This is a genomic window from Pseudoduganella lutea (assembly GCF_004209755.1).
Taxonomy (GTDB): domain Bacteria; phylum Pseudomonadota; class Gammaproteobacteria; order Burkholderiales; family Burkholderiaceae_D; genus Rugamonas; species Rugamonas lutea.
The window spans coordinates 5,741,765-5,760,479 of record NZ_CP035913.1; the positions used below are offsets into that span (position 1 = coordinate 5,741,765).

The following is an 18,715-nucleotide window of genomic DNA, read 5'->3' on the forward strand; positions in this document are numbered from 1 at the left end:
GTGCTGTCCGGATTATCGCGAAGCGGCTTTCGAGTCTCTGATAATGCCAATGAAATTCATTTCTGACCGCTTTGCCTCGCCTTCATTTCGCCGCACGCTGATCGGCGCCGCCGTACTGGCTTTCTGCTCCGGCAGCGCCTTCGCAGTCCAACCCTTCGTCGTCAAGGATATCCGCGTCGAAGGCATCCAGCGCACCGAAGCGGGCACCGTGTTCAGCTACCTGCCGGTGCGCGTGGGCGAAACGTTCAGCGACGACAAATCCGTCACCACGATCAAGGCGCTGTACGCGACCGGCATCTTCAAGGACGTGCGGCTGGAAAAGGATGGCGACGTGCTCGTCGTGATCGTCGAGGAACGCCCGGCGATCGCCAAGGTCGATTTCACCGGTACCCAGGAATTCGAGAAGGACATGCTCGTCACCGCGCTGAAGGACATCGGCGTGGGCGATGCCAAGACCTTCGACAAGGCGACCGTGGACCGCGCCGAGCAGGAACTGAAGCGCCAGTACCTGTCGCGCGGCCTGTATGGCGTGAAGGTCACCACCACCGTCACGCCGATGGAGCGCAACCGCGTGTCCATCATGTTCAACGTCGACGAGGGCGAGATCGCCCGCATCAAGCAGATCAACATCGTTGGCAACAAGGTCTTCTCCGACAAGGAGCTGCGCAAGGAGCTGTCGCTGAACACGTCCAGCTGGTTCAGCTGGTACACGAAGGCCGACCAGTACTCCAAGACGAAGCTGACCGGCGACCTGGAATCGCTGAAGTCGTTCTACCTCGACCGCGGCTACGTGGAGATGAACGTCGATTCCACGCAGGTGTCGATCACGCCGGACAAGAAGGACATCTACCTCACCATCAACATCACCGAAGGCGAGCAATACACCGTTTCGGACATCAAGTTCGAAGGCGAGATGTACGGCCGCGAGGAAGAGCTGCGCTCGCTGGTGCTGCTGAAGAAGGGCGAAACCTATTCCGGCGCGCGCCTGACCGCCACCAACAAGCTGATCACCGACCGGCTGGGCAACTTCGGCTTTGCGTTCGCCAACGTGAACGCGAACCCGGAAGTGGACCGCGAAAAGCGCGAAGTCGCCTTCACGTTCATGATCGACCCGGGCAAGCGCGCCTACGTGCGCCACATGAACATCCAGGGCAACACCACCACGCGCGACGAGGTGATCCGCCGCGAATTCCGCCAGTTCGAATCGAGCTGGTATGACTCGAACAAGGTCAAGCTGTCGCGCGACCGTGTCGATCGCCTGGGCTACTTCAAGGACGTGACGGTCGATACGCCGGAAGCGCAGGGCACGTCCGACCAGGTCGACGTGAACCTGACGGTGGTGGAAAAGCCGACCGGTAACTTCCAGATCGGCGGCGCGTTCTCGCAGGCCGAGAAATTCAGCCTGTCGGCGTCGATCCAGCAGGCCAACTTCGCCGGTTCGGGCAACACGGTGGGCTTGGAACTGAACACCAGCAAGTACAGCCGCACGATCGCGTTCTCGCAGACGAACCCGTACTACACGGACGACGGCGTATCGCAGAGCTACGAGCTGTACCTGCGCACGTTCGATCCGCCGGCCGTCAATACGGGTATGTACTCGATCAAGCAGACCGGCGGGCGCGTCAGCTGGGGCGTGCCGTTCTCCGAAGTCGATACCGTGTTCTTCGGCATCGGCCTGGAGCGCGCCACGATCAAGACGGACGTGACCAGCCCGAACTACTTCAAGCAATACGTGCGCGACCTGGGCGGCCCGGCCAGCGGCGAAGGCGAAGTGTCGTCGAACTCCGTGCCGCTGACGGTGGCGTGGGGCCGCGACAGCCGCGACAGCGCGGTCACGCCAACGATCGGCCGCTACCAGCGCGCCAACCTGGAAATCGACCTGATCGGCGATTCCAAATACTTCCGCGCCGTGTACGAACAGCAGTGGTACCGCCCGATCACGTCGTGGGCCACGCTGGCGCTGAAGGGCGAGTTCGACTTCGGTCACGGCATCGGCGACAAGCCCTACCCGGTGTTCAAGAACTTCTACGCGGGCGGCATCGGTTCCGTGCGCGGCTACTACAGCTCGTCACTCGGTTACCTCGATACGAACGGCGATGCGCTGGGCGGCGCTTCGCGCCTGATCGGTAATGCAGAGCTGCAATTCCCGTTCCCGGGCAGGGCAAGGACCGCAGCCTGCGCTGGTTCGCCTTCTTCGATGGCGGCCAGGTCTACCAGGAAGGGGACAAGATGCGCCTGTCCGAGCTGCGCTTCTCGACCGGCCTTGGCGTGAGCTGGATTTCCCCGGTAGGCCCGTTGAAGTTGAGTTATGCTAAGCCTATTAATCCGATCACCGGCGACCGCCTGGAACGTTTCCAGTTCCAGATGGGCACCGGCTTCTGATGCCGGCACAGGCGGCGAACGGGCAATAAGTAGAGGAGAATCATGTTGAAGACTGCATCTGCCACGCTTGGCAAGCTGTTCGCCGTCATGGCGCTGGGCTGGCTCGCGCTGGGCACTGCGTATGCGCAGTCGGCGCAGGCCTCGCGGATCGCATGGCTCAGCCCTGAGCGCATCTATAACGAGTCCAAGCTGGCCAAGCTGGCGGGCGACAAGCTGAAGGAAGAGTTCTCGCCGCGCGAAAAGGCCATGAACGAACTGGGCGCGCGACTCAAGGCCGCCACCGAGAAATACACGAAGGACGAGGCCACGCTGGGCGAGGTGGACCGCGCCAGGCGCCAGCGCGAGGTGGTGGAACTGGACAAGGACTTCCAGCGCCGCCAGCGCGAGTTCCGCGAGGATCTCTCGCAGCGCACCAACGAGGAGCGCGCGGCGATCGCCGAGAAGGCCACGCGCATCATCAAGCAGCTCGCGCTGACCGAAGGCTTCGACATCGTGCTGCAGGATGCCGTCTGGGCCAATCCACGCATCGACATCACCGACAAGGTGCTGGCCGCGCTGGACAAGTAAATCCCGGAAACGCCGGCCAACCTGCCCATTGCGGCAGGCTGGCCGGCTTTTCCACTTTTGATTGGATAGTTCATGGGCATTCGACTGGGAGACCTGGTCGAGCGCTTCGGCGGAGAGTTGACCGGCGACCCGAACCTGCAGGTGGTGGGGATCGCGCCGTTGACGGACGCCGGCGTTTCACACATCAGTTTCCTCTCCAACAGCAAGTTCCGCGCGCAGGCCGGACAGAGCCGCGCCGCGGCGCTGATCCTGTCGCCGAACGATGACCCGCTCGTCGCGCAGACCTATGCCGGGGCGCGCATCGTCACGAAGAACCCCTACGCGTACTTTGCCCGCGCCGCGCAGTATTTCGAATCGCTGACGGCGCACGTGCCGGCGCCGGGCGTCCACCCCACGGCGTACGTGGACCCGACCGCGCAGGTCGACGCCACGGCCCATGTCGGGCCGCACGCCACCATCGAGGCGGGCGCGATCGTCAAGGCGCGCGCGGTGATCGATGCCGGCTGCTTCATCGGCCGCGAGGCGGTGGTGGGCGAGGATACCCATTTCTTTGCCAATGTCACGTTCCACGCGCGCTGCGTGATCGGCGCGCGCGGCATCCTGCACTCGGGCGCCGTGATCGGCACCGACGGCTTCGGCTTCGCCAACGAGGGCGGCGTCTACATCAAGATCCCGCAGGTGGGCCGCGTGGTGATCGGCGACGACGTCGACATCGGCGCCAACACCACGGTCGACCGCGGCGCGCTGGCCGACACGGTGATCGAGGATGGCGTGAAGCTCGACAACCAGATCCAGATCGGCCACAACTGCCACATCGGCGCGCACACGGCCATGGCCGGCTGCGTGGGCGTGGCCGGCAGCGCCCGGATCGGCAAGTACTGCACGTTCGGCGGCGCGGCGATGGTGCTCGGCCACCTGACGATCGCCGACCACGTGCACGTGTCGTCGGCCAGCATGGTGTCGCGCTCCATTGTGGAGCCCGGCCACTACACCGGCTTCTACCCGCTGGCGAAAAACAGCGAATGGGAAAAATCCGCAGCCATCGTGCGGAACCTGGGTGCGATGCGCGAAAAGATCCGCGCACTCGAGAAATCGATCAAGAAAATCAATAATCAAGCCACTGAGCAAGAAGACGAATCATGACCACTGCTGAAAACAAGACCCTCTGCATCAACCAGATCAAGGAACTGCTGCCGCACCGCTACCCGCTGCTGCTGGTGGACCGCGTGCTGACCTGGGAAGCGAACAAGACGATCACGGCCATCAAGAACGTGACCGTCAACGAAGAATTCTTCAATGGCCACTTCCCGCACAAGCCGGTGATGCCGGGCGTGCTCATGATCGAAGCGATGGCGCAGACCGCGGCCATCCTGTCGTTCCTGACGATGGGCATCAAGCCGGACGAGAATTCGGTCGTCTACTTCGTGGGCATCGACAACGCGCGCTTCAAGCGCCCGGTGGGCCCCGGCGACCAGCTGAAGATGGATGTGGAGATCGTGCGCGTGTCGCGCGGCATCTGGAAATACAAGGCGGTAGGCAGCGTGGATGGCCAGACCGCGGTCGAGGCGGACCTGATGTGCACCATCCGTAACACCGCCGAAGCAGCATAAATACCGGAGGCAGAATGGCAACCATTCATCCTACAGCGATCGTCGATCCGAAGGCACAGCTGGGCGAAGGCGTGGAAATCGGCGCCTATTCGCTCGTCGGGCCCGACGTCGTCATCGGCGACCGCACCTGGGTCGGCCCGCACGTGGTGATCGAAGGCCATACGACGATCGGCAGCGACAATAAATTCTTCCAGTTCTCGTCGATCGGCGCGCCGCCGCAGGACAAGAAATGGCATGGTGAACCCACGCGCCTCGAAGTGGGCGACCGGAACACGATCCGCGAATTCTGCACGTTCAACCTGGGCACCGTGCAGGACAAGGGCGTGACGAAGCTGGGCAACGACAACTGGATCTCGGCCTACGTGCACCTGGCGCACGACTGCGTGGTGGGCAACAACACCATCTTCTCGAACAACGCGCAAATGGCGGGGCACGTGGAGATCGGTGACTGGGTCATCATGAGCGGCTACGCCAACGTGCACCAGTTCTGCAAGATCGGCGCGCATGCCTTCGTGGGCATGAGCACGAGCCTCACGCAGGACGTGCCGCCGTTCGTGCTGCTGAACGGGAACCCGGCGCAGGCGCACGGCATCAACATCGAGGGCCTGAAACGCCGCGGTTTCACGCGCGAGCAGATCAACGCGCTGCGCGCCGCGTACAAGACGCTGTACCGCTCCGGCCTCACGCTGGAGGAAGCCAAGGCGGCGTTGCTGGAGCAGGAGCAGAACACGCCCGATGCAGCCGAACACCTGCGCGCGTTCCGCACCTTCCTCGATACCGCATCCCGTGGCATCGTCCGCTGATCCGCGGCCGGGCGCGATGGGTGGCGTGGGCGGCACCAGCGTGGCCATCGTCGCCGGCGAACCGTCCGGCGACATGCTGGCCGCGCGCCTGCTGGCCGGCCTGCGGCCGCACCTGCCCGATGCCCGCTTCCACGGCATCGGCGGGCCGGCGATGATGGCCCAGGGTTTCCAGTCCGACGTGCCGCTCGAGACGATGACGGTGCGCGGCCTGTTCGAGATCATTCCCCGCTACCGCGAACTGAAACGCATCCAGCGCACGCTGCGCGACCGGCTGCTGGCCGAGCGCCCGGCCGTGTTCATCGGCGCCGACTACCCGGGCTTCAACCTGGGCCTGGAAGGCGAACTAAAAGCGGCCGGCATCCCGACCATGCACTATATCGGGCCGCAGATCTGGGCGTGGCGCGGCGGGCGTATCAAGAAGATCATCAAGAACGTCTCGCACATGCTGGTGATCTTCCCGTTCGAGGAAGAGATCTACCGCAAGGCCGGCGTGCCGGTCACCTACGTGGGGCATCCGCTGGCGGAACTGATTCCGCTGGAGCCGGACGTGACGGCGGCGCGCCGCCACCTCGGCCTGGCCGACGATGCAAAGGTCGTCGCCATCATGCCGGGCAGCCGGATGGGTGAACTGAAGTACAACACCACGGCCTTCATCGGCGCCGCCAAGCTGCTGCGACAACGCGAGCCGGCGCTGCATTTCGTGGTGCCGATGGCGGGCGACAAGCAGAAGGCGTATTTCACGCAACTGGTCGCGCAGGCTGGCCTGCAGGACGTGCCGCTGCAACTGCTCGATGGCGAAAGCCATGCCGCCATCTGCGCGGCCGATGCGGTGATGGTGGCCTCCGGTACCGCTTCGCTGGAAGTGGCGCTGTACAAGAAGCCGATGGTCATCGCGTATAAAATGATGCGGGCTTCCTGGGAAATCATGCGGCACATGGGCTACCAGCCATGGATCGGCTTGCCAAACATCCTGGCGCGCGAATTCCTCGTGCCCGAATTGTTGCAGCACCATGCCAGCCCCGAGGCGCTGGCCGAACACATGTGGAAGCAATTGACGGACGCGCCGCACCGTGCGAACCTGATCCGTCGCTTCACGGATATGCACCACAGCCTGCTGCGCAACTCCGCCGAGGAGAGCGCCGCGGCCGTATTGAAAGTCATGGGGAAACACAAGTGAACACCAAGCAGAGCGGCCTGTTCGACGACCTGCCTTATTCGCTCGATGAAATCATCTGCGGCGTCGACGAGGCGGGCCGCGGCCCGCTGGCCGGGCCCGTGTACGCGGCTGCGGTGATCCTGCACCGCGAGCGGCCGATCGCCGGCCTGCGCGATTCGAAGAAGCTGACCGAGGCACGCCGCGAGGAGCTGGCGCCGCTGATCAAGCGCGACTGCATCGCGTGGGCGATCGCCAAGGCATCCGAAGCGGAGATCGACAAGCTGAACATCCTGCAGGCGTCGCTGCTGGCGATGAAGCGGGCCGTGCATGCGCTCGAGACCATCCCCACGCTCGCCCTCATCGATGGCAACAAGTGCCCCGTGATGAAGATCCAGACGATCGCCATCGTCGATGGCGACGACAAGATCGAATCGATTTCCGCCGCGTCGATCCTGGCGAAGACGGCCCGCGACGACGCGCTGCGCAAGCTGCACAGGAAGTATCCGCAATATGGCTTCGACCAGCACAAGGGCTACGGCACCGCGCAGCACCTGGAAGCCCTGAAACTGCACGGCGTGACACCCGTGCACCGGCGCTCGTTCGCCCCCGTGCGCGAGCTGCTGGAGCTGGCGTTTTGAAAACGATCACTTCGCGCGACAACGCGCAATACAAGGAACTGAAGCACCTGGCCACCAGCGCGCACGCGCTGCGCAAGGCTGGCCGCACGCTGCTCGATGGCGTGCACCTGTGCGAGACGTGGCTGCAGCTGCGCGGCCAGCCGGAGCAGTGCATCGTCAGCGACAGCGGCTTGCGCCATCCCGAAGTGGTGGCGCTGGTCGCGAAGCTGGAGGCGGCGCATGGCCGGGTGCTGCAATTGCCCGATGCCCTGTACGAGCCGCTGTCGCAGGTGGAGCATGGCGTGGGCATCCTATTCCTCGTTGAGATGCCGCGGCAGGCCATGCCGGCCGCGCTGGCCGCCAATGCCGTGCTGCTCGACAATGTGCAGGACCCCGGCAATGTGGGCTCGATCCTGCGCAGCGCCGCGGCGGCCGGCATCCGTGAAATCTATTGCAGCCCCGGTACGGCGTTCTGCTGGTCGCCGAAAGTGCTGCGCGCCGCGATGGGTGCGCACTTCGTTCTCGATATCCACGAGAATGTGCCATTGGCGCCGCTGATGGCCGCCGCCCGGATCGCCACGCTGGCCACCAGCGGCTACGCCAAGCGCCAGCTGTACGACATGGACCTGCGCCAGCCGGTGGCCTGGGTATTCGGCCACGAAGGGCAGGGCGTGTCGGACGAGCTGCTGTCGCTGGCAAGGCACCAGGTCGTCATCCCGCACCTGGGGCAGGTGGAATCGCTGAACGTGGCCGCGTGCGCGGCCGTGTGCTTCTTCGAACAGGTCAGGCAAGGCCAGGCGCGAGCCGGCTGACACGGAGGTTTCATGGAGATCGCTGCATTGCAGTTCCTGGTGGCCGAAAGCGAACCGGTGCAACGCGAGCTGCTGGCCGGCCTGTTGCGCAGCGCGGGCGCGCGGCACATCCATGTCGCGCCGGATGGGCATGCGGCTTTGCGCATGCTGCAGGGCACCGCCGCCGGTATCGACACGCAGGCGAACAAGACGCAAGGGATCGATACCCATGCCATCGACATCGTCGTCCTCGACCTGTCGCTGGCCGGCATGGACGGCCTGGAGCTGATCCGGCGCCTGGCCGAAGGCGGGTGCCGCGCCGGGCTGATCGTCGTCGGTGCGCAAAGCGGCGACATTCTCTTTTCCGTCGAAACCATGGCGCTGGCGTATGGTGTCGACCTGCTGGGCGCCGTTGCCCGCCCGATATCGGCCCACCGGCTCGAGGCGCTGGTGGCCAACTACACGCGGCCAGCCGATCTCGCCGCGCCAACGGTCGCCCCGTCGTTCACCTTCGGCGAAGTGGGCAAGGGCTTGCAGGCGCGCGAGTTCGATCCGTTCTTCCAGCCGAAGATCGAACTGGAAACGGGGCAGGTGAAAGGCCTGGAAATGTTCGCTCGCTGGCGCCACCCGCAGCACGGCGTGCTGGGCCCGGCCGCCTTCATGCCGGCACTGGAAGAAGCCGGCCGCATCGATTTCCTCGACTGGAGCATGATCGAGAAATCGGTGGCCGCGTGCCGCACGCTGCACGACCAGGGCATCCCGATCTCGTGCTCCGTCAACGTGGACCCGGGCACGCTGTCGCATCCGCACTTCATCGGCCAGATCGGCGCCTGCCTGGAACGGCACCGCATCCTGCCCGGCTACCTCACGTTCGAGATCACGGAATCGTCGGTGCTGCAAACCGACCCGCATTTCCTGGAACGCCTGCTGCGGCTGCGCATGCTGGGCTTCGGCCTGGCCATCGACGACTACGGCACCGGGCGCTCGAACCTGCAACTGCTGGCATCGATCCCGTTCTCCGAACTGAAGATCGACCGCAGCTTCGTCGACGGCGCATCGCGCAAGCGGGCCATCGGCACCGTGCTGAAATCCTGCCTGGGCCTCGCCCGCAGCCTCGACCGCATGTCCTGCGCCGTCGGCGTCGAAACCAAGCAGGACTGGGATTTCCTGCAAGGCCTGGGCTGCACCTATGCCCAGGGCTACTACATCGCCAGCCCGATGCCGGTCGACGAGGTCCCGAAGTGGCTCGTTGAGTGGCGGCAGTTCTTCTAATTTTTTCACGCAGTACGTCTGGTATTGCGCACCTCACAACTGACACCAGCCGAGAAATCCCACTGCTCAGCAAGCATGTTGCAGAAATAACTGGAATTAGCTAAGAGCGAGTTCCCGGCCACGTCTTTTCACGCTAGTAGATGAAATCAGCTAGTGAGCATATTCGCTCCGCAGCCTATTATTATTAATCGCGAGCCTGATAAAACTGCTTGGATGCTTCCGCAGTTAGTCTGTCAAAAATACTTTTTTGGTACGCTCCCTTTGCAAATGCTATTCTGTTTGAGCTATGAATTGCACCGGATATGTCTTCAACAAACAATATTGCATGAACGCTTTGTCCCCAATGTGTTGAGATCGATTGTCGATCTTCTGGAAGGAAACTTTCTAATGGTTCCGAGCTGAAGCTGGCAATTCTGGTGCCATTCGGTGCGATCTCGGCATTCTCCTTTGCATCCTTAAGACTAAGTCGAATATCGACGTAATTGCCTCGGCCTATGTACACTCGGCACAGTGCTGATTGCCTGATTGAGATGCTTTTTCGGCCAGCGTTTGTAAATACCGCACTTATCTGAAACGTGGATTTTTGAGCTTCGAAGTCTTTCTTGGCTTGTTCTAGCTTTTGTTCTGCAGCAGGAAGCTTGCTTTCTAGCTCGACATTTCTTTTTGCTGCGGCCTCATTTGCCGCCCTTGCCTCCTCAATGAGACTGGCGATCGCACTCGTGCGCCCCTCTACAGTATCAAGCGGACCGAGTTCCATGTGCTGATTGATGCGTGCGCTGAATCTATTTAAAACCGTTGATGTTGTGTTAGCAGCAGTTAGATTCTCGAGTTCTTTAATTGCTTCATTGCGCTCTTCAATTTTTTCTGGCAGAGATTTTCGCTCTTGCTTCAATGCTGACAATGCTAAGTCAGCAGCTTTGCTGTAACTAACGGTAGAATTACTTCTATTATTCTGCGCGGGTGAGAGAGATTGAAATAAAAGTTCTTGGGATAAAAATCGATTCTGACGAACTGCCAATATTTTCAGCTCCTCGTCTTCTAGCGGTAACTGAACGTCTGATGCAACAGAGCGATCGATCGCATAAATTTCCACCGCAAGTTGTGGTGTGTCAAGCCAGTAGGTCTGCCAAATCGGTATGCCGATTGCTATGGCTGTGCCAGTTACTAAGCCTAAAAGGGCTACTATTTCTCCATGCGCCTTTAGCCATACTTGAATTTTTCTGAATATGTCTATAGTCATATATCCATCCCGTCCGGAAATACATACGTCACACCACCCGGCGTGAAATCTAGTGCCTCGCGACTTCGCAATAAGCGGCTGCGGTTGGGGCTATGCGTTCTCAGAATTGCAAATATTAAGTATGCGCCTGAGGCTGACTACAGGGAGAGCCGGGGGCGATTTTTTTTGTAGTTGTGTGAAAATCGATACAACGGATCTCTGCAAGAAAATTTACGCTACGCCTTGAGAGCTAACCACCGTCTTAGATCAGTAAAGAAAAATTCTGTGGTGGCAAGCCGGGCTCTCTGACGCGAGATGTTATCGCACAGGTAGAGTAATGAGTGCATTGTACGAAGTAGGCGAATAGCTTTGAAAAAGCTACAACACAGGCCACCACGAAAGCGAGTGCCTGAGCTGTTTTTTATAAGCAACTTTTCTTATATCTATCAAGGGGTGAAGCCATCTGCACGCGCTTTCGATGCGATACAGGTGAGGCGAGTGCGCTAGTTTCGCCTGCTAACGGCAAAGCTCGGTTTTTCGGCGACCTGGCCAAGATGAGAAGCTGGTCCTACGCGCGGTGTGGTTCCGAAGCGTTATCCTGCACAGGCGAGAAAGCCTCAGTGCAAAAAGAAAACACGCTGTTGGGTTAGCGTGCGCACAAATTGGTGCATGGTCCTGTGTTGGATCAGTGCAATGCCTCAAGCCCAACTGCAGTGTTTAGAGTTAAGGCGGCGGTATATGATCTTGCGCCCTTATAATTCCGCCGCACATCCTGAAAGCATTAGGTATCATTGTTGAATGCAAACTTCCTCCAATGCACTCTGCAGGATGCACTAGCTTTCAAAGAATGATTCAAGCGGCGCACTTCTCCAGCGCCGTGAGGAGCTCTCCCTCCGCCACCCGCACCATCTGCAGCGGGTGCCCGAACGCGATGCCCTCGGCCCGCAGCCGCTGCAGCAGCGCCACGTTGATGGCCTGCTGCCGGTCCATATACACCGTGTAGTCCGGTGTCGTTACGTAGAACACCACTTCGAAATCCAGCGACGACGGGCTGTAGGCTTTGAAGTGGGCGCGGTCGAAGCGCACGTCCGGCAGCGCCTCGACGATGTCGCGCACGATGGCGGGGATCGCGAGCACCTGTTCGGCGGTGGTGTCGTAGCCGGCGCCGAAGCCGAACACCACGCGCCGCTGTTCCATGTGCTGGTAGTTGCGGATGCGGCTCTTGAGCAGGTCGGTGTTCGAGAATACGATCTGCTCGCCGCCCAGGCTGCGCAGGCGCGTGGTCTTCAGGCCCACGTATTCCACGGTGCCGAGCATGTCGTTGACGATGATGAAGTCGCCCACGACGAACGGCTTGTCCAGCACGATCGACAGCGACGAGAACAGGTCGCCCAGGATGTTCTGCGTGGCCAGCGCCACGGCGATACCGCCGATGCCGAGACTGGCGACCAGCGTGGTGATGTTGACGCCGAAGTTATCGAGGATCATCAGCACGATCACGAGCCACAGCACCGTGCGCAGCACGAAGCCCATCGCCGCCGTGGATGTGGTGCTCGCCGCATCCTGCGCGCTGCGCCGCGCCCCATAGTGCTCGAGCCAGTTGCGGATGCCCACGTCACCCCAGCGCGCCACCTGGAGCAGCAGCACGACGATGGCCGCATGCGCGAGTAGCATCGTCAGTTTCGGTGACAGCGCCAGCCACTGCGAGCCCGCATAGATGCCCATGACCAGCATGAACAGCTTGGTCGTGGCGGCCAGCACGGTCACCGCCACGTCATCGAGGAACGTTTCGGTGCGCACCGCCATGCGGCGCAGCCGGTGCAGCACCATCGCGTTGACCGCATACAGCACGGCGGCCACCGTGACGGCGATGCCCACCGCGACCACCCAGGCGGTAACGTCGTTGCCGAGAAGCGTGTAGTGGAAGCCGGTCATCGGCCAGGCCTCACGCCGCTTCCCGTTCGTCGTCCAGCCCGGTGTTCATGACGGCCGCCAGGAAATCGTCGCCCCAGCGCGTCACGTCGTGCTCGGTGGCGATCATCGCCATGCGCGCCGTGCGGTAGGAGCGTTCTTCCTCGCCCATCGTCAGCGCCTGGTGCAGCGTGGCCGTCATCGCATTGGCGTCGTACGGGTTGGTCAGCAGCGCGCCATGCAGTTCGACCGCGGCGCCGGCGAACTCGGAGAGAATCAGCACGCCCGATTTGCCGGCCGCCTTGCGGGCCGCCACGTATTCCTTGGCCACCAGGTTCAGACCATCGCGCAGCGGCGTTATCCAGGCCACACCGCAGGCGGCGTAATGGGCGATCACTTCATCGAACGGCAGCGAGCGGTAGAAGTAGCGCACCGGCACCCAGTCCAGCGTGGAGAAGCGGCCATTGATGCGGCCGACGGTGCGATCCACTTCCAGGCGCAGGCTGTCGTAGATTTCCATGCCCTTTGCCGCCGGCGTGATGATGTTCAGCAGCTGCACCTTGCCGATGTGCTCGGGGTGCTGTTCCAGCAGCCGCTCGAAGGCCTGCAGCTTTTCCAGCGAGCCTTTGACGTAGTCGAGCCGTTCGATCGAGACGATGCCCGTCACGCCACCGAGGTAGTCTTCGATGGCCGCCGTCATCGAGGCCACTTCCGGGCGGGCGACGAGCCCTTCGATCAGCGCCACGTCCGTGCCCACCGGGTGCGCGCCCAGGGTGACGGTGCGCCCGCCGGCTTCGATCGACGTCGTCATCGTGTCCACGCCAAGCGCGCAGCCGTAGGTAAGGAAGCGGGGCGCGCACGGCACCGCCGCGCCCATTTCCACCGGCGCGAACGAGCGCACCGCGTCGACGAAGTTTTCCACGTAGCGGGGAATGTGGAAACCCACGTAGTCGCACTGCAGCAGGCTGCCGATGATGTCGCGGCGCCATGGCAGGATGTTGAACACGTCGCTGGAAGGGAAGGCCGTGTGGTGGAAGAAGGCGATGCGCAGGTCCGGACGCAGCGGGCGCAGGAAGGCCGGGACCATCCACAGGTTGTAGTCGTGCACCCAGACCACGGCGCCTTCGGCCGCCTCGCGGGCGGTCTGCTCGGCGAACAGGCGGTTCACTTCCAGGAATCGTTCCCAGTGGGTGGCATTGAACTCGGCCTTGTCGGGGAACGAGAAGATGATCGGCCAGAACGCCTCTTTCGAGAACTTCTTGTAGAACAGGTCCACGTCCTCGGCGGTCAGTGGAATGCGCGCGGCGCGCAGGCGCGGGTAGGCCACGGCGTCGACCGCCACGTGGGTCTCGAAACCTTGCGGCGCGCGGCTGTCCTGCTGCGACCATGCCACCCACGAACCCTTGCGGCTGCCCGCGAAGAAGCGCAGCAGCGTGGGGATGATGCCGTTCGGGCTTTTCGGCCGGCGGCGCAGGGCGATGCCATCCTCGACGATCTCGTCGAACGGCAGGCGGTGGTAGACCATCACCAGGTCGGCATCGCCATGCGTGCCGGCCAATGACGAGGCCAACGGCGCGGCCGATGGTGAACGCGGCAGCGCGCCATGGTGGGCCAGCCCTTCCAGGATGCCGTCGCAGCCTTCGCCGGTGGCGATGTACACGCTGGCGCGGCGGCGCAGCTTCTGCACCAGCGCCGGCTCGGCCGCGCCGACGACGATGCCGGGCATGCCGGTCTCGAACATCGAAAGGTCGTTGAGCGTATCGCCGGCCACCACGATCGACGACGGCGCGATGCCGATCGCCTGCGCGAGGCCCAGCAGCGCCGGGCCCTTGCCCACGCCGCGCGGCAGCACGTCGAGATAGCAGCCGGCCGACATCAGCAGGTCGCAGTCCAGTGCCTCCACGGCGGCGCGCAACGCCGGCGTCACGTCCGCCTCGCTGGCCACGAACGAGCAGCGCCGCTCCTGTGGCACGCTCTGGCGGCGCAGGCGCGGAAACTCGGCCAGCGCCTTCAATACGGCCTGCGATCCGGGCCAGCGCGCGGCGATTTCCTGCTGCAGGTTCCCCACCGGCTGCAGGTCGTGTCCGTGCACGATGGTGGCGCCCACGTCGGCGATGATGTAGTCGGGCATCGGGATCGTCGGGTCGGACAGCAGCGGCAGGATCGATTCGAGGCCGCGACCGGTCACGAAGGCCAGCCTTGCATTGCGCGGCACGGCGGTGAACAGCTCGCGCACGCGGCGGCGCGCTTCGGCCGAGCCGGCGAGCAGGGTTCCGTCGAGGTCGGTGGCAAGCAGGAAATTGCCGGGGGTGATCGTTGAAACAACTGGCGAGGTAGTGGAAGACGATGTACTACAGGACTGCAGGAATGCCATGGCGATTCATCCTTGATTAGCGATGCGTCGGGCGCTTAGCAGGTGCGCCAAACTGGTTTGAGCGTTCACCGGGAGCAGGCTCCCGGCCACGGTCACGGCGGACCGTTTACGCGGACGGATGCATGGGCGGCTGGCTGCCAGCCCATGCGGGAGGGAGAAAAAACGGCGTCAGTGTACTACATTTATGGCAGCATATTTGGGCAAATGTAATTCGTGCGCGTCAGGGTTGCTGCGGCCGTGGCAGCGGGGCCGGCTGGCGGCGCTCCTGGCGGGCCGGATCGATGCGTGCTGCCGCGCCCTCGTAGCTTTCGTTGGCGGCCTCGCCACGCAGCACTTCCGGGTTCGACAGCTTCACGGTCTGCGTGGGATACGCGAACTCGATGCCGGCCTGGTTGAAGCGTTTGAACAGCTCGAAGTTGATGGCCTGCTGGATATCCATGAAGAGGCCATAATCGGGTGTCTTCACCGTGTACACCACTTCGAAATCCAGCGACGAGGCGCCGAAGGCCTTGAAGTGCGCGCGGTCGAAGTTCACCTGCTGCTGCGCCGACACGATCTCCTTCAGGATGCCCGGGATGCTTTCCAGCTGTTCCTCGGTCACGTCATACGTGACACCGACGGGAAAGACCACGCGGCGCGTTTCCATGCGGCGCACGTTGTGGATGCGGCTTTTCAGCAGGTCGCTGTTCGAGAACACGATTTCCTCGCCGTTCAGGCTGCGGATGCGCGTGGTCTTCAGGCCCACGTACTGCACGGTGCCGGCAAGGTCGTCGACGGTGATGAAGTCGCCCACCACGAACGGCTTGTCGAGCAGGATCGACAGCGACGAGAACAGGTCGCCGAGGATATTCTGCACGGCCAGCGCCACGGCGATGCCGCCGATACCGAGGCTGGCAACCAGCGTGGTGATGTTGACGCCGAAGTTATCGAGGATCATCAGCACGATGACGGCCCACAGCGCGGCACGCACGACGAACGTGAGCGCCGCGGTGGAGGTGGTCGCGGCCACGTCGGTCGCACCGCGCTTCTTGCGGTAGAAATCGATCCAGCCGCGCGCACCCACGTCCAGCCAGCGGGCGATCTGCAGCAGCAGGATCGCCACGGCCAGGTTGCGCAGCAGCGTTTCGGCCTTTTCCGACAGCAGCAGCCACTGGGTGCCGGCATAGATGCCCATCGCCACAATGAACACCGTGCTCGTGGTCTTCAGCACGCGCACGGCCATGTCATCGACGTGCGTGGCGGTGTGTTCGGCGAAGGCGCCGACGCGGCGCACGAGGAAACGGTTCACGCCGTACAGTGCCATGCTGACGGCGGCGGCGATGCCGATGGCGACCATCCAGGTGGTCAGGTCATTACCCAGCAAAACATAGTCCATGTCTTCTCCTTGTCAGACGGGATGGATGGCAGGGCGGGGCCTGCGCTTGGAAGCACCGCGCCGCGTGGCGGCCGGTGCGAGGAGAAGACGGGCACGCGATGGCATACGGGCGCCCGCCCTTTTGAAGAGTGGATGTTACCGTTGCTTGCCGGCCAGGTCGGTTAGCGCGCGCACATTCAGTTGATGAAGGAAAGCGGGGCAACGAGGGGGCAATGAGGGGGGCAATCGCGGCCAGCTTGTCCGGATTGCGGATCGCATAGATCGCCACGATCCTGCCGTCGTCGATGATGAAGGCCTGGGCCGATTCCACGATGCCGCCGACATAGCGCACGATGCCCGGCTCGCCGTTGACGCGCGCCATCCGGTACGTGACGCGGCCCGGGTTCGCATGCTCGACGGACCAGTAGACCCCGGCGATCCGCGCCGCGCCCACCAGGATCTTGCCGAACGACGGCACCTTGCCGCCGCCATCGGAGACGAGACGCACATCGTCGGCAAGGAAAGTCTTCATGGCCGCACGGTCGTTGCTGGCGGCCGCCCGCATGAAGTTCGCCAGCAGGTCGCGGTGGGCGTCCTTCGAGACCGCGAAACGCGGCTGCTCCTGCTGCACTCGGGCCTGCGCGCGCGAGACGAGCTGCCGGCACGCCGCCTCGCTCTTGCCCAGCGTGGCGGCGATATCGGCGTAGTCCTGGTCGAATACCTGCCGCATCAGGAAGGCGGCACGCTCCTCGGGGCAAGGCGTTCCAGCACCCACAGCATGGCCACCGACACGTCGCTTGCCAGCTCGGCCACCGTTTCTGGCGTGCGCTCGTCCAGTTCCACCAGCGGCTCCGGCAGCCACCAGCCCACATAGGCCTCGCGTTCCGCCTTGCGGCTGCGCAGCCGGTCGATCGACAGGCGCGTGGTGACCGTCACCAGCCATGCCTCGGGCGACTGCACCGCGTCGCGCTCGCTGGCGGCCCAGCGCAGCCAGGCATCCTGCACCACGTCCTCGGCATCGGCGCGGGTGCCGAGCATGCGGTAGGCGATCGAGAACAGGCGGGGGCGCAGCGTGTCAAATGGGGCGTTGGTCTGGTCGTTCATGGCATGAATATCGATGGGTCGTCTCCACCAGACGCGCGGGCGCGCCGCGTTGTGACAGCTTTCCGGAGGCAAAGGTGTGGCAGCGAAGTTTTTTCTTGTCTACATTGTCACCCCGGCGGAGTTTACCAACTTTCAACCCCCTACCAGGAGAGTCTTTCGATGGATCCGAACGACGAACGCATGCAACAGAACACCATGGAACAGGACATCAAGCCATCGCGGCGCCGCTTCGTCGGCGCGGTGGCGACCACCATCGCCGCGGCTGGCGCCGCGGTCACCGCCGGGGGCGCGCAGGCGCAGCAGGGCACGGCCGGGCAGGGCAGTGGCGCCCAGCGCCACCCGCGCTATCCGAAACCACCGTTCCCGCGCCAGCAGCAGGAGTGGCCGGCACTGGCCGGCAAGATGACGCCGCGGCCCGACCATGGCGAGAAGACGTACAAGGGCAGCGGCCGGCTGGCGGGCCGCAAGGCGCTGATCACCGGCGGCGACTCCGGCATGGGCCGTGCCGCTGCAATCGCGTATGCCCGCGAAGGCGCCGACGTGGCGATCAGCTACCTGCCGTTCGAGGAGCCCGATGCGCAGGAAGTGAAGGCGTTGATCGAGAAGGCGGGCCGCAAGGCCGTGCTGCTGCCCGGCGACATCCGCGACGAAGCCTTCTGCAAGAAGCTCGTCGACAGCGCCGCCCAGCAGCTGGGCGGCCTCGATATCGTGGTCAGCAATGCGGCCCGGCAGCAATCCATCGACTCGATTCTCGACCTGAGCACCGAGCAGTTCGACTGGACAATGAAGACGAACCTGTACGCCAATTTCTGGATCTGCAAGGCCGCCGTGCCGCACATGAAGGACGGCGGCGCGATCATCGTCACCGCATCGGTGCAGGCCTACGACCCGTCGCCGAATCTGCTCGACTATGCGCAGACGAAGGCGGCACAGGTGGCATTCGTGAAATCGCTGGCCAAGCAGCTTGCCGAGAAAAACATCCGTGTCAACGCCGTGGCGCCGGGCCCCATATGGACGCCACTGCAGGTGTGCGGCGGCCAGCCGCCCGAAGCCCTGGAAAACTTCGGCGGCGACACGCCGATGAAGCGCCCGGGCCAGCCTGCCGAGCTGGCGCTGGCCTACGTGACGCTGGCATCCGACGACTCCAGCTATACCACCGGTCACGTGTATGGCGTTGCCGGGGCAGCGGCCAGCCTTGAAGGAGGCGGGAGCGGCAGCGGTCAGATATCGTGGCTGTTGTGGGTGTTGTGAATTGGCAAATTGCTTTGGCAAATCGCGTCGATGCGGATAGCGCTACCGATGCGCCAATGACATAATTGCATGCCCATAACATAACAAACCGTCACACAACATGTCCAAACTGCTCGCTCTCATCGCCGCCGCATCTTCACGGTGCTGCCGGACCTGGAAGGCAAGATCCTGAACCTCGACAACCTGGCATTGGCCGTGTCGCCCGTGCCGGAGCCTTCGCAACTGGCGATGCTGGCTGGTGGCATGCTGCTGCTGGACGCGACGCTGCGCCGCCGCGGCTGATCGTTCCCGCCTCCGCCGGCGC

At 63.2% G+C, this 18,715-nt stretch carries 14 protein-coding genes and 2 pseudogenes; 11 read left to right on the forward strand and 5 right to left on the reverse strand.

Annotated features, from left to right (window positions below; all coding sequences use genetic code 11):
- Nucleotides 1-49 precede the first annotated feature (49 nt).
- From bamA to EWM63_RS24450, 9 genes and pseudogenes are all read left to right on the forward strand, one after another.
- A pseudogene (gene bamA, locus EWM63_RS24415) lies at nucleotides 50-2,382 on the forward strand (outer membrane protein assembly factor BamA).
- A gap of 45 nt (nucleotides 2,383-2,427) precedes the next feature.
- Nucleotides 2,428-2,949, forward strand: coding sequence for an OmpH/Skp family outer membrane protein (locus tag EWM63_RS24420; protein ID WP_229487983.1), 522 nt, complete (start codon nucleotides 2,428-2,430; stop codon nucleotides 2,947-2,949).
- A 72-nt stretch (nucleotides 2,950-3,021) separates the two neighbouring features.
- On the forward strand, nucleotides 3,022-4,092 hold the full coding sequence (gene lpxD / locus EWM63_RS24425; RefSeq protein ID WP_130188846.1) for a UDP-3-O-(3-hydroxymyristoyl)glucosamine N-acyltransferase: 1,071 nt from the start codon (nucleotides 3,022-3,024) through the stop codon (nucleotides 4,090-4,092).
- Nucleotides 4,089-4,559, forward strand: a complete 471-nt coding sequence (gene fabZ, locus EWM63_RS24430) for a 3-hydroxyacyl-ACP dehydratase FabZ (protein ID WP_130188847.1) — start codon at nucleotides 4,089-4,091, stop codon at nucleotides 4,557-4,559. Before lpxD ends, fabZ begins: the two co-directional genes overlap by 4 nt.
- A 14-nt stretch (nucleotides 4,560-4,573) precedes the next feature.
- Nucleotides 4,574-5,362: an acyl-ACP--UDP-N-acetylglucosamine O-acyltransferase gene (lpxA, locus tag EWM63_RS24435; RefSeq protein WP_130188848.1), complete on the forward strand. Its 789-nt coding sequence runs from the start codon at nucleotides 4,574-4,576 to the stop codon at nucleotides 5,360-5,362.
- A gap of 16 nt (nucleotides 5,363-5,378) precedes the next feature.
- Nucleotides 5,379-6,539: a lipid-A-disaccharide synthase gene (gene lpxB, locus EWM63_RS32550; protein WP_229487985.1), complete on the forward strand. Its 1,161-nt coding sequence runs from the start codon at nucleotides 5,379-5,381 to the stop codon at nucleotides 6,537-6,539.
- Nucleotides 6,536-7,156 carry a ribonuclease HII gene (gene rnhB, locus EWM63_RS24440; protein WP_229487490.1) on the forward strand — a complete coding sequence of 207 codons (621 nt, stop codon included), beginning with the start codon at nucleotides 6,536-6,538 and terminating at the stop codon, nucleotides 7,154-7,156. The genes lpxB and rnhB overlap by 4 nt, the downstream gene beginning before the upstream one ends.
- Nucleotides 7,153-7,947 (forward strand): TrmH family RNA methyltransferase, encoded by a 795-nt coding sequence (locus tag EWM63_RS24445; protein WP_130188850.1) that lies wholly within the window; start codon nucleotides 7,153-7,155, stop codon nucleotides 7,945-7,947. The genes rnhB and EWM63_RS24445 overlap by 4 nt, the downstream gene beginning before the upstream one ends.
- A 12-nt stretch (nucleotides 7,948-7,959) precedes the next feature.
- Nucleotides 7,960-9,198, forward strand: coding sequence for an EAL domain-containing response regulator (locus EWM63_RS24450; RefSeq protein ID WP_130188851.1), 1,239 nt, complete (start codon nucleotides 7,960-7,962; stop codon nucleotides 9,196-9,198).
- A gap of 184 nt (nucleotides 9,199-9,382) precedes the next feature.
- On the opposite strand, the gene EWM63_RS24455 is transcribed toward EWM63_RS24450, so the two are convergent.
- The 5 genes and pseudogenes from EWM63_RS24455 to EWM63_RS24475 all read right to left on the reverse strand — a co-directional run.
- On the reverse strand, nucleotides 9,383-10,438 hold the full coding sequence (locus EWM63_RS24455; protein ID WP_130188852.1) for a hypothetical protein: 1,056 nt from the start codon (nucleotides 10,436-10,438) through the stop codon (nucleotides 9,383-9,385).
- Between the two features lie 831 nt (nucleotides 10,439-11,269).
- Entirely contained in the window at nucleotides 11,270-12,352 is a 1,083-nt protein-coding gene (locus EWM63_RS24460; RefSeq protein ID WP_130188853.1) for a mechanosensitive ion channel family protein, read from the reverse strand.
- A gap of 10 nt (nucleotides 12,353-12,362) precedes the next feature.
- A complete protein-coding gene (ggpS, locus tag EWM63_RS24465) occupies nucleotides 12,363-14,702 on the reverse strand; it encodes a glucosylglycerol-phosphate synthase (protein ID WP_130188854.1) in 2,340 nt (779 codons plus the stop codon).
- A 220-nt stretch (nucleotides 14,703-14,922) separates the two neighbouring features.
- A complete protein-coding gene (locus EWM63_RS24470; RefSeq protein ID WP_130188855.1) occupies nucleotides 14,923-16,077 on the reverse strand; it encodes a mechanosensitive ion channel family protein in 1,155 nt (384 codons plus the stop codon).
- A 223-nt stretch (nucleotides 16,078-16,300) separates the two neighbouring features.
- A pseudogene (locus EWM63_RS24475) lies at nucleotides 16,301-17,160 on the reverse strand (RNA polymerase sigma-70 factor); the annotation flags it as partial.
- A 195-nt stretch (nucleotides 17,161-17,355) separates the two neighbouring features.
- Between EWM63_RS24475 and EWM63_RS24480 the strand changes: the two are divergent.
- Together EWM63_RS24480 and EWM63_RS24485 are read left to right on the forward strand one after the other, a co-directional pair.
- Nucleotides 17,356-18,411, forward strand: coding sequence for an SDR family oxidoreductase (locus EWM63_RS24480; protein WP_130190596.1), 1,056 nt, complete (start codon nucleotides 17,356-17,358; stop codon nucleotides 18,409-18,411).
- Between the two features lie 141 nt (nucleotides 18,412-18,552).
- Nucleotides 18,553-18,693: a PEP-CTERM sorting domain-containing protein gene (locus EWM63_RS24485; protein WP_165390903.1), complete on the forward strand. Its 141-nt coding sequence runs from the start codon at nucleotides 18,553-18,555 to the stop codon at nucleotides 18,691-18,693.
- Nucleotides 18,694-18,715: the final 22 nt, after the last annotated feature.

What these genes read in the sequence shown, in the direction of transcription:
- lpxD (WP_130188846.1), top strand. Translation starts at nt 3,022, where the DNA reads ATGGGCATTCGACTGGGAGACCTGGTCGAGCGCTTCGGCGGAGAGTTG.
- fabZ (WP_130188847.1), top strand. Translation starts at nt 4,089, where the DNA reads ATGACCACTGCTGAAAACAAGACCCTCTGCATCAACCAGATCAAGGAA.
- lpxA (WP_130188848.1), top strand. Translation starts at nt 4,574, where the DNA reads ATGGCAACCATTCATCCTACAGCGATCGTCGATCCGAAGGCACAGCTG.
- lpxB (WP_229487985.1), top strand. Translation starts at nt 5,379, where the DNA reads ATGGGTGGCGTGGGCGGCACCAGCGTGGCCATCGTCGCCGGCGAACCG.
- EWM63_RS24450 (WP_130188851.1), top strand. Translation starts at nt 7,960, where the DNA reads ATGGAGATCGCTGCATTGCAGTTCCTGGTGGCCGAAAGCGAACCGGTG.
- EWM63_RS24455 (WP_130188852.1), bottom strand. Translation starts at nt 10,438, where the DNA reads ATGACTATAGACATATTCAGAAAAATTCAAGTATGGCTAAAGGCGCAT.
- EWM63_RS24460 (WP_130188853.1), bottom strand. Translation starts at nt 12,352, where the DNA reads ATGACCGGCTTCCACTACACGCTTCTCGGCAACGACGTTACCGCCTGG.
- ggpS (WP_130188854.1), bottom strand. Translation starts at nt 14,702, where the DNA reads ATGGCATTCCTGCAGTCCTGTAGTACATCGTCTTCCACTACCTCGCCA.
- EWM63_RS24470 (WP_130188855.1), bottom strand. Translation starts at nt 16,077, where the DNA reads ATGGACTATGTTTTGCTGGGTAATGACCTGACCACCTGGATGGTCGCC.
- EWM63_RS24480 (WP_130190596.1), top strand. Translation starts at nt 17,356, where the DNA reads ATGGAACAGGACATCAAGCCATCGCGGCGCCGCTTCGTCGGCGCGGTG.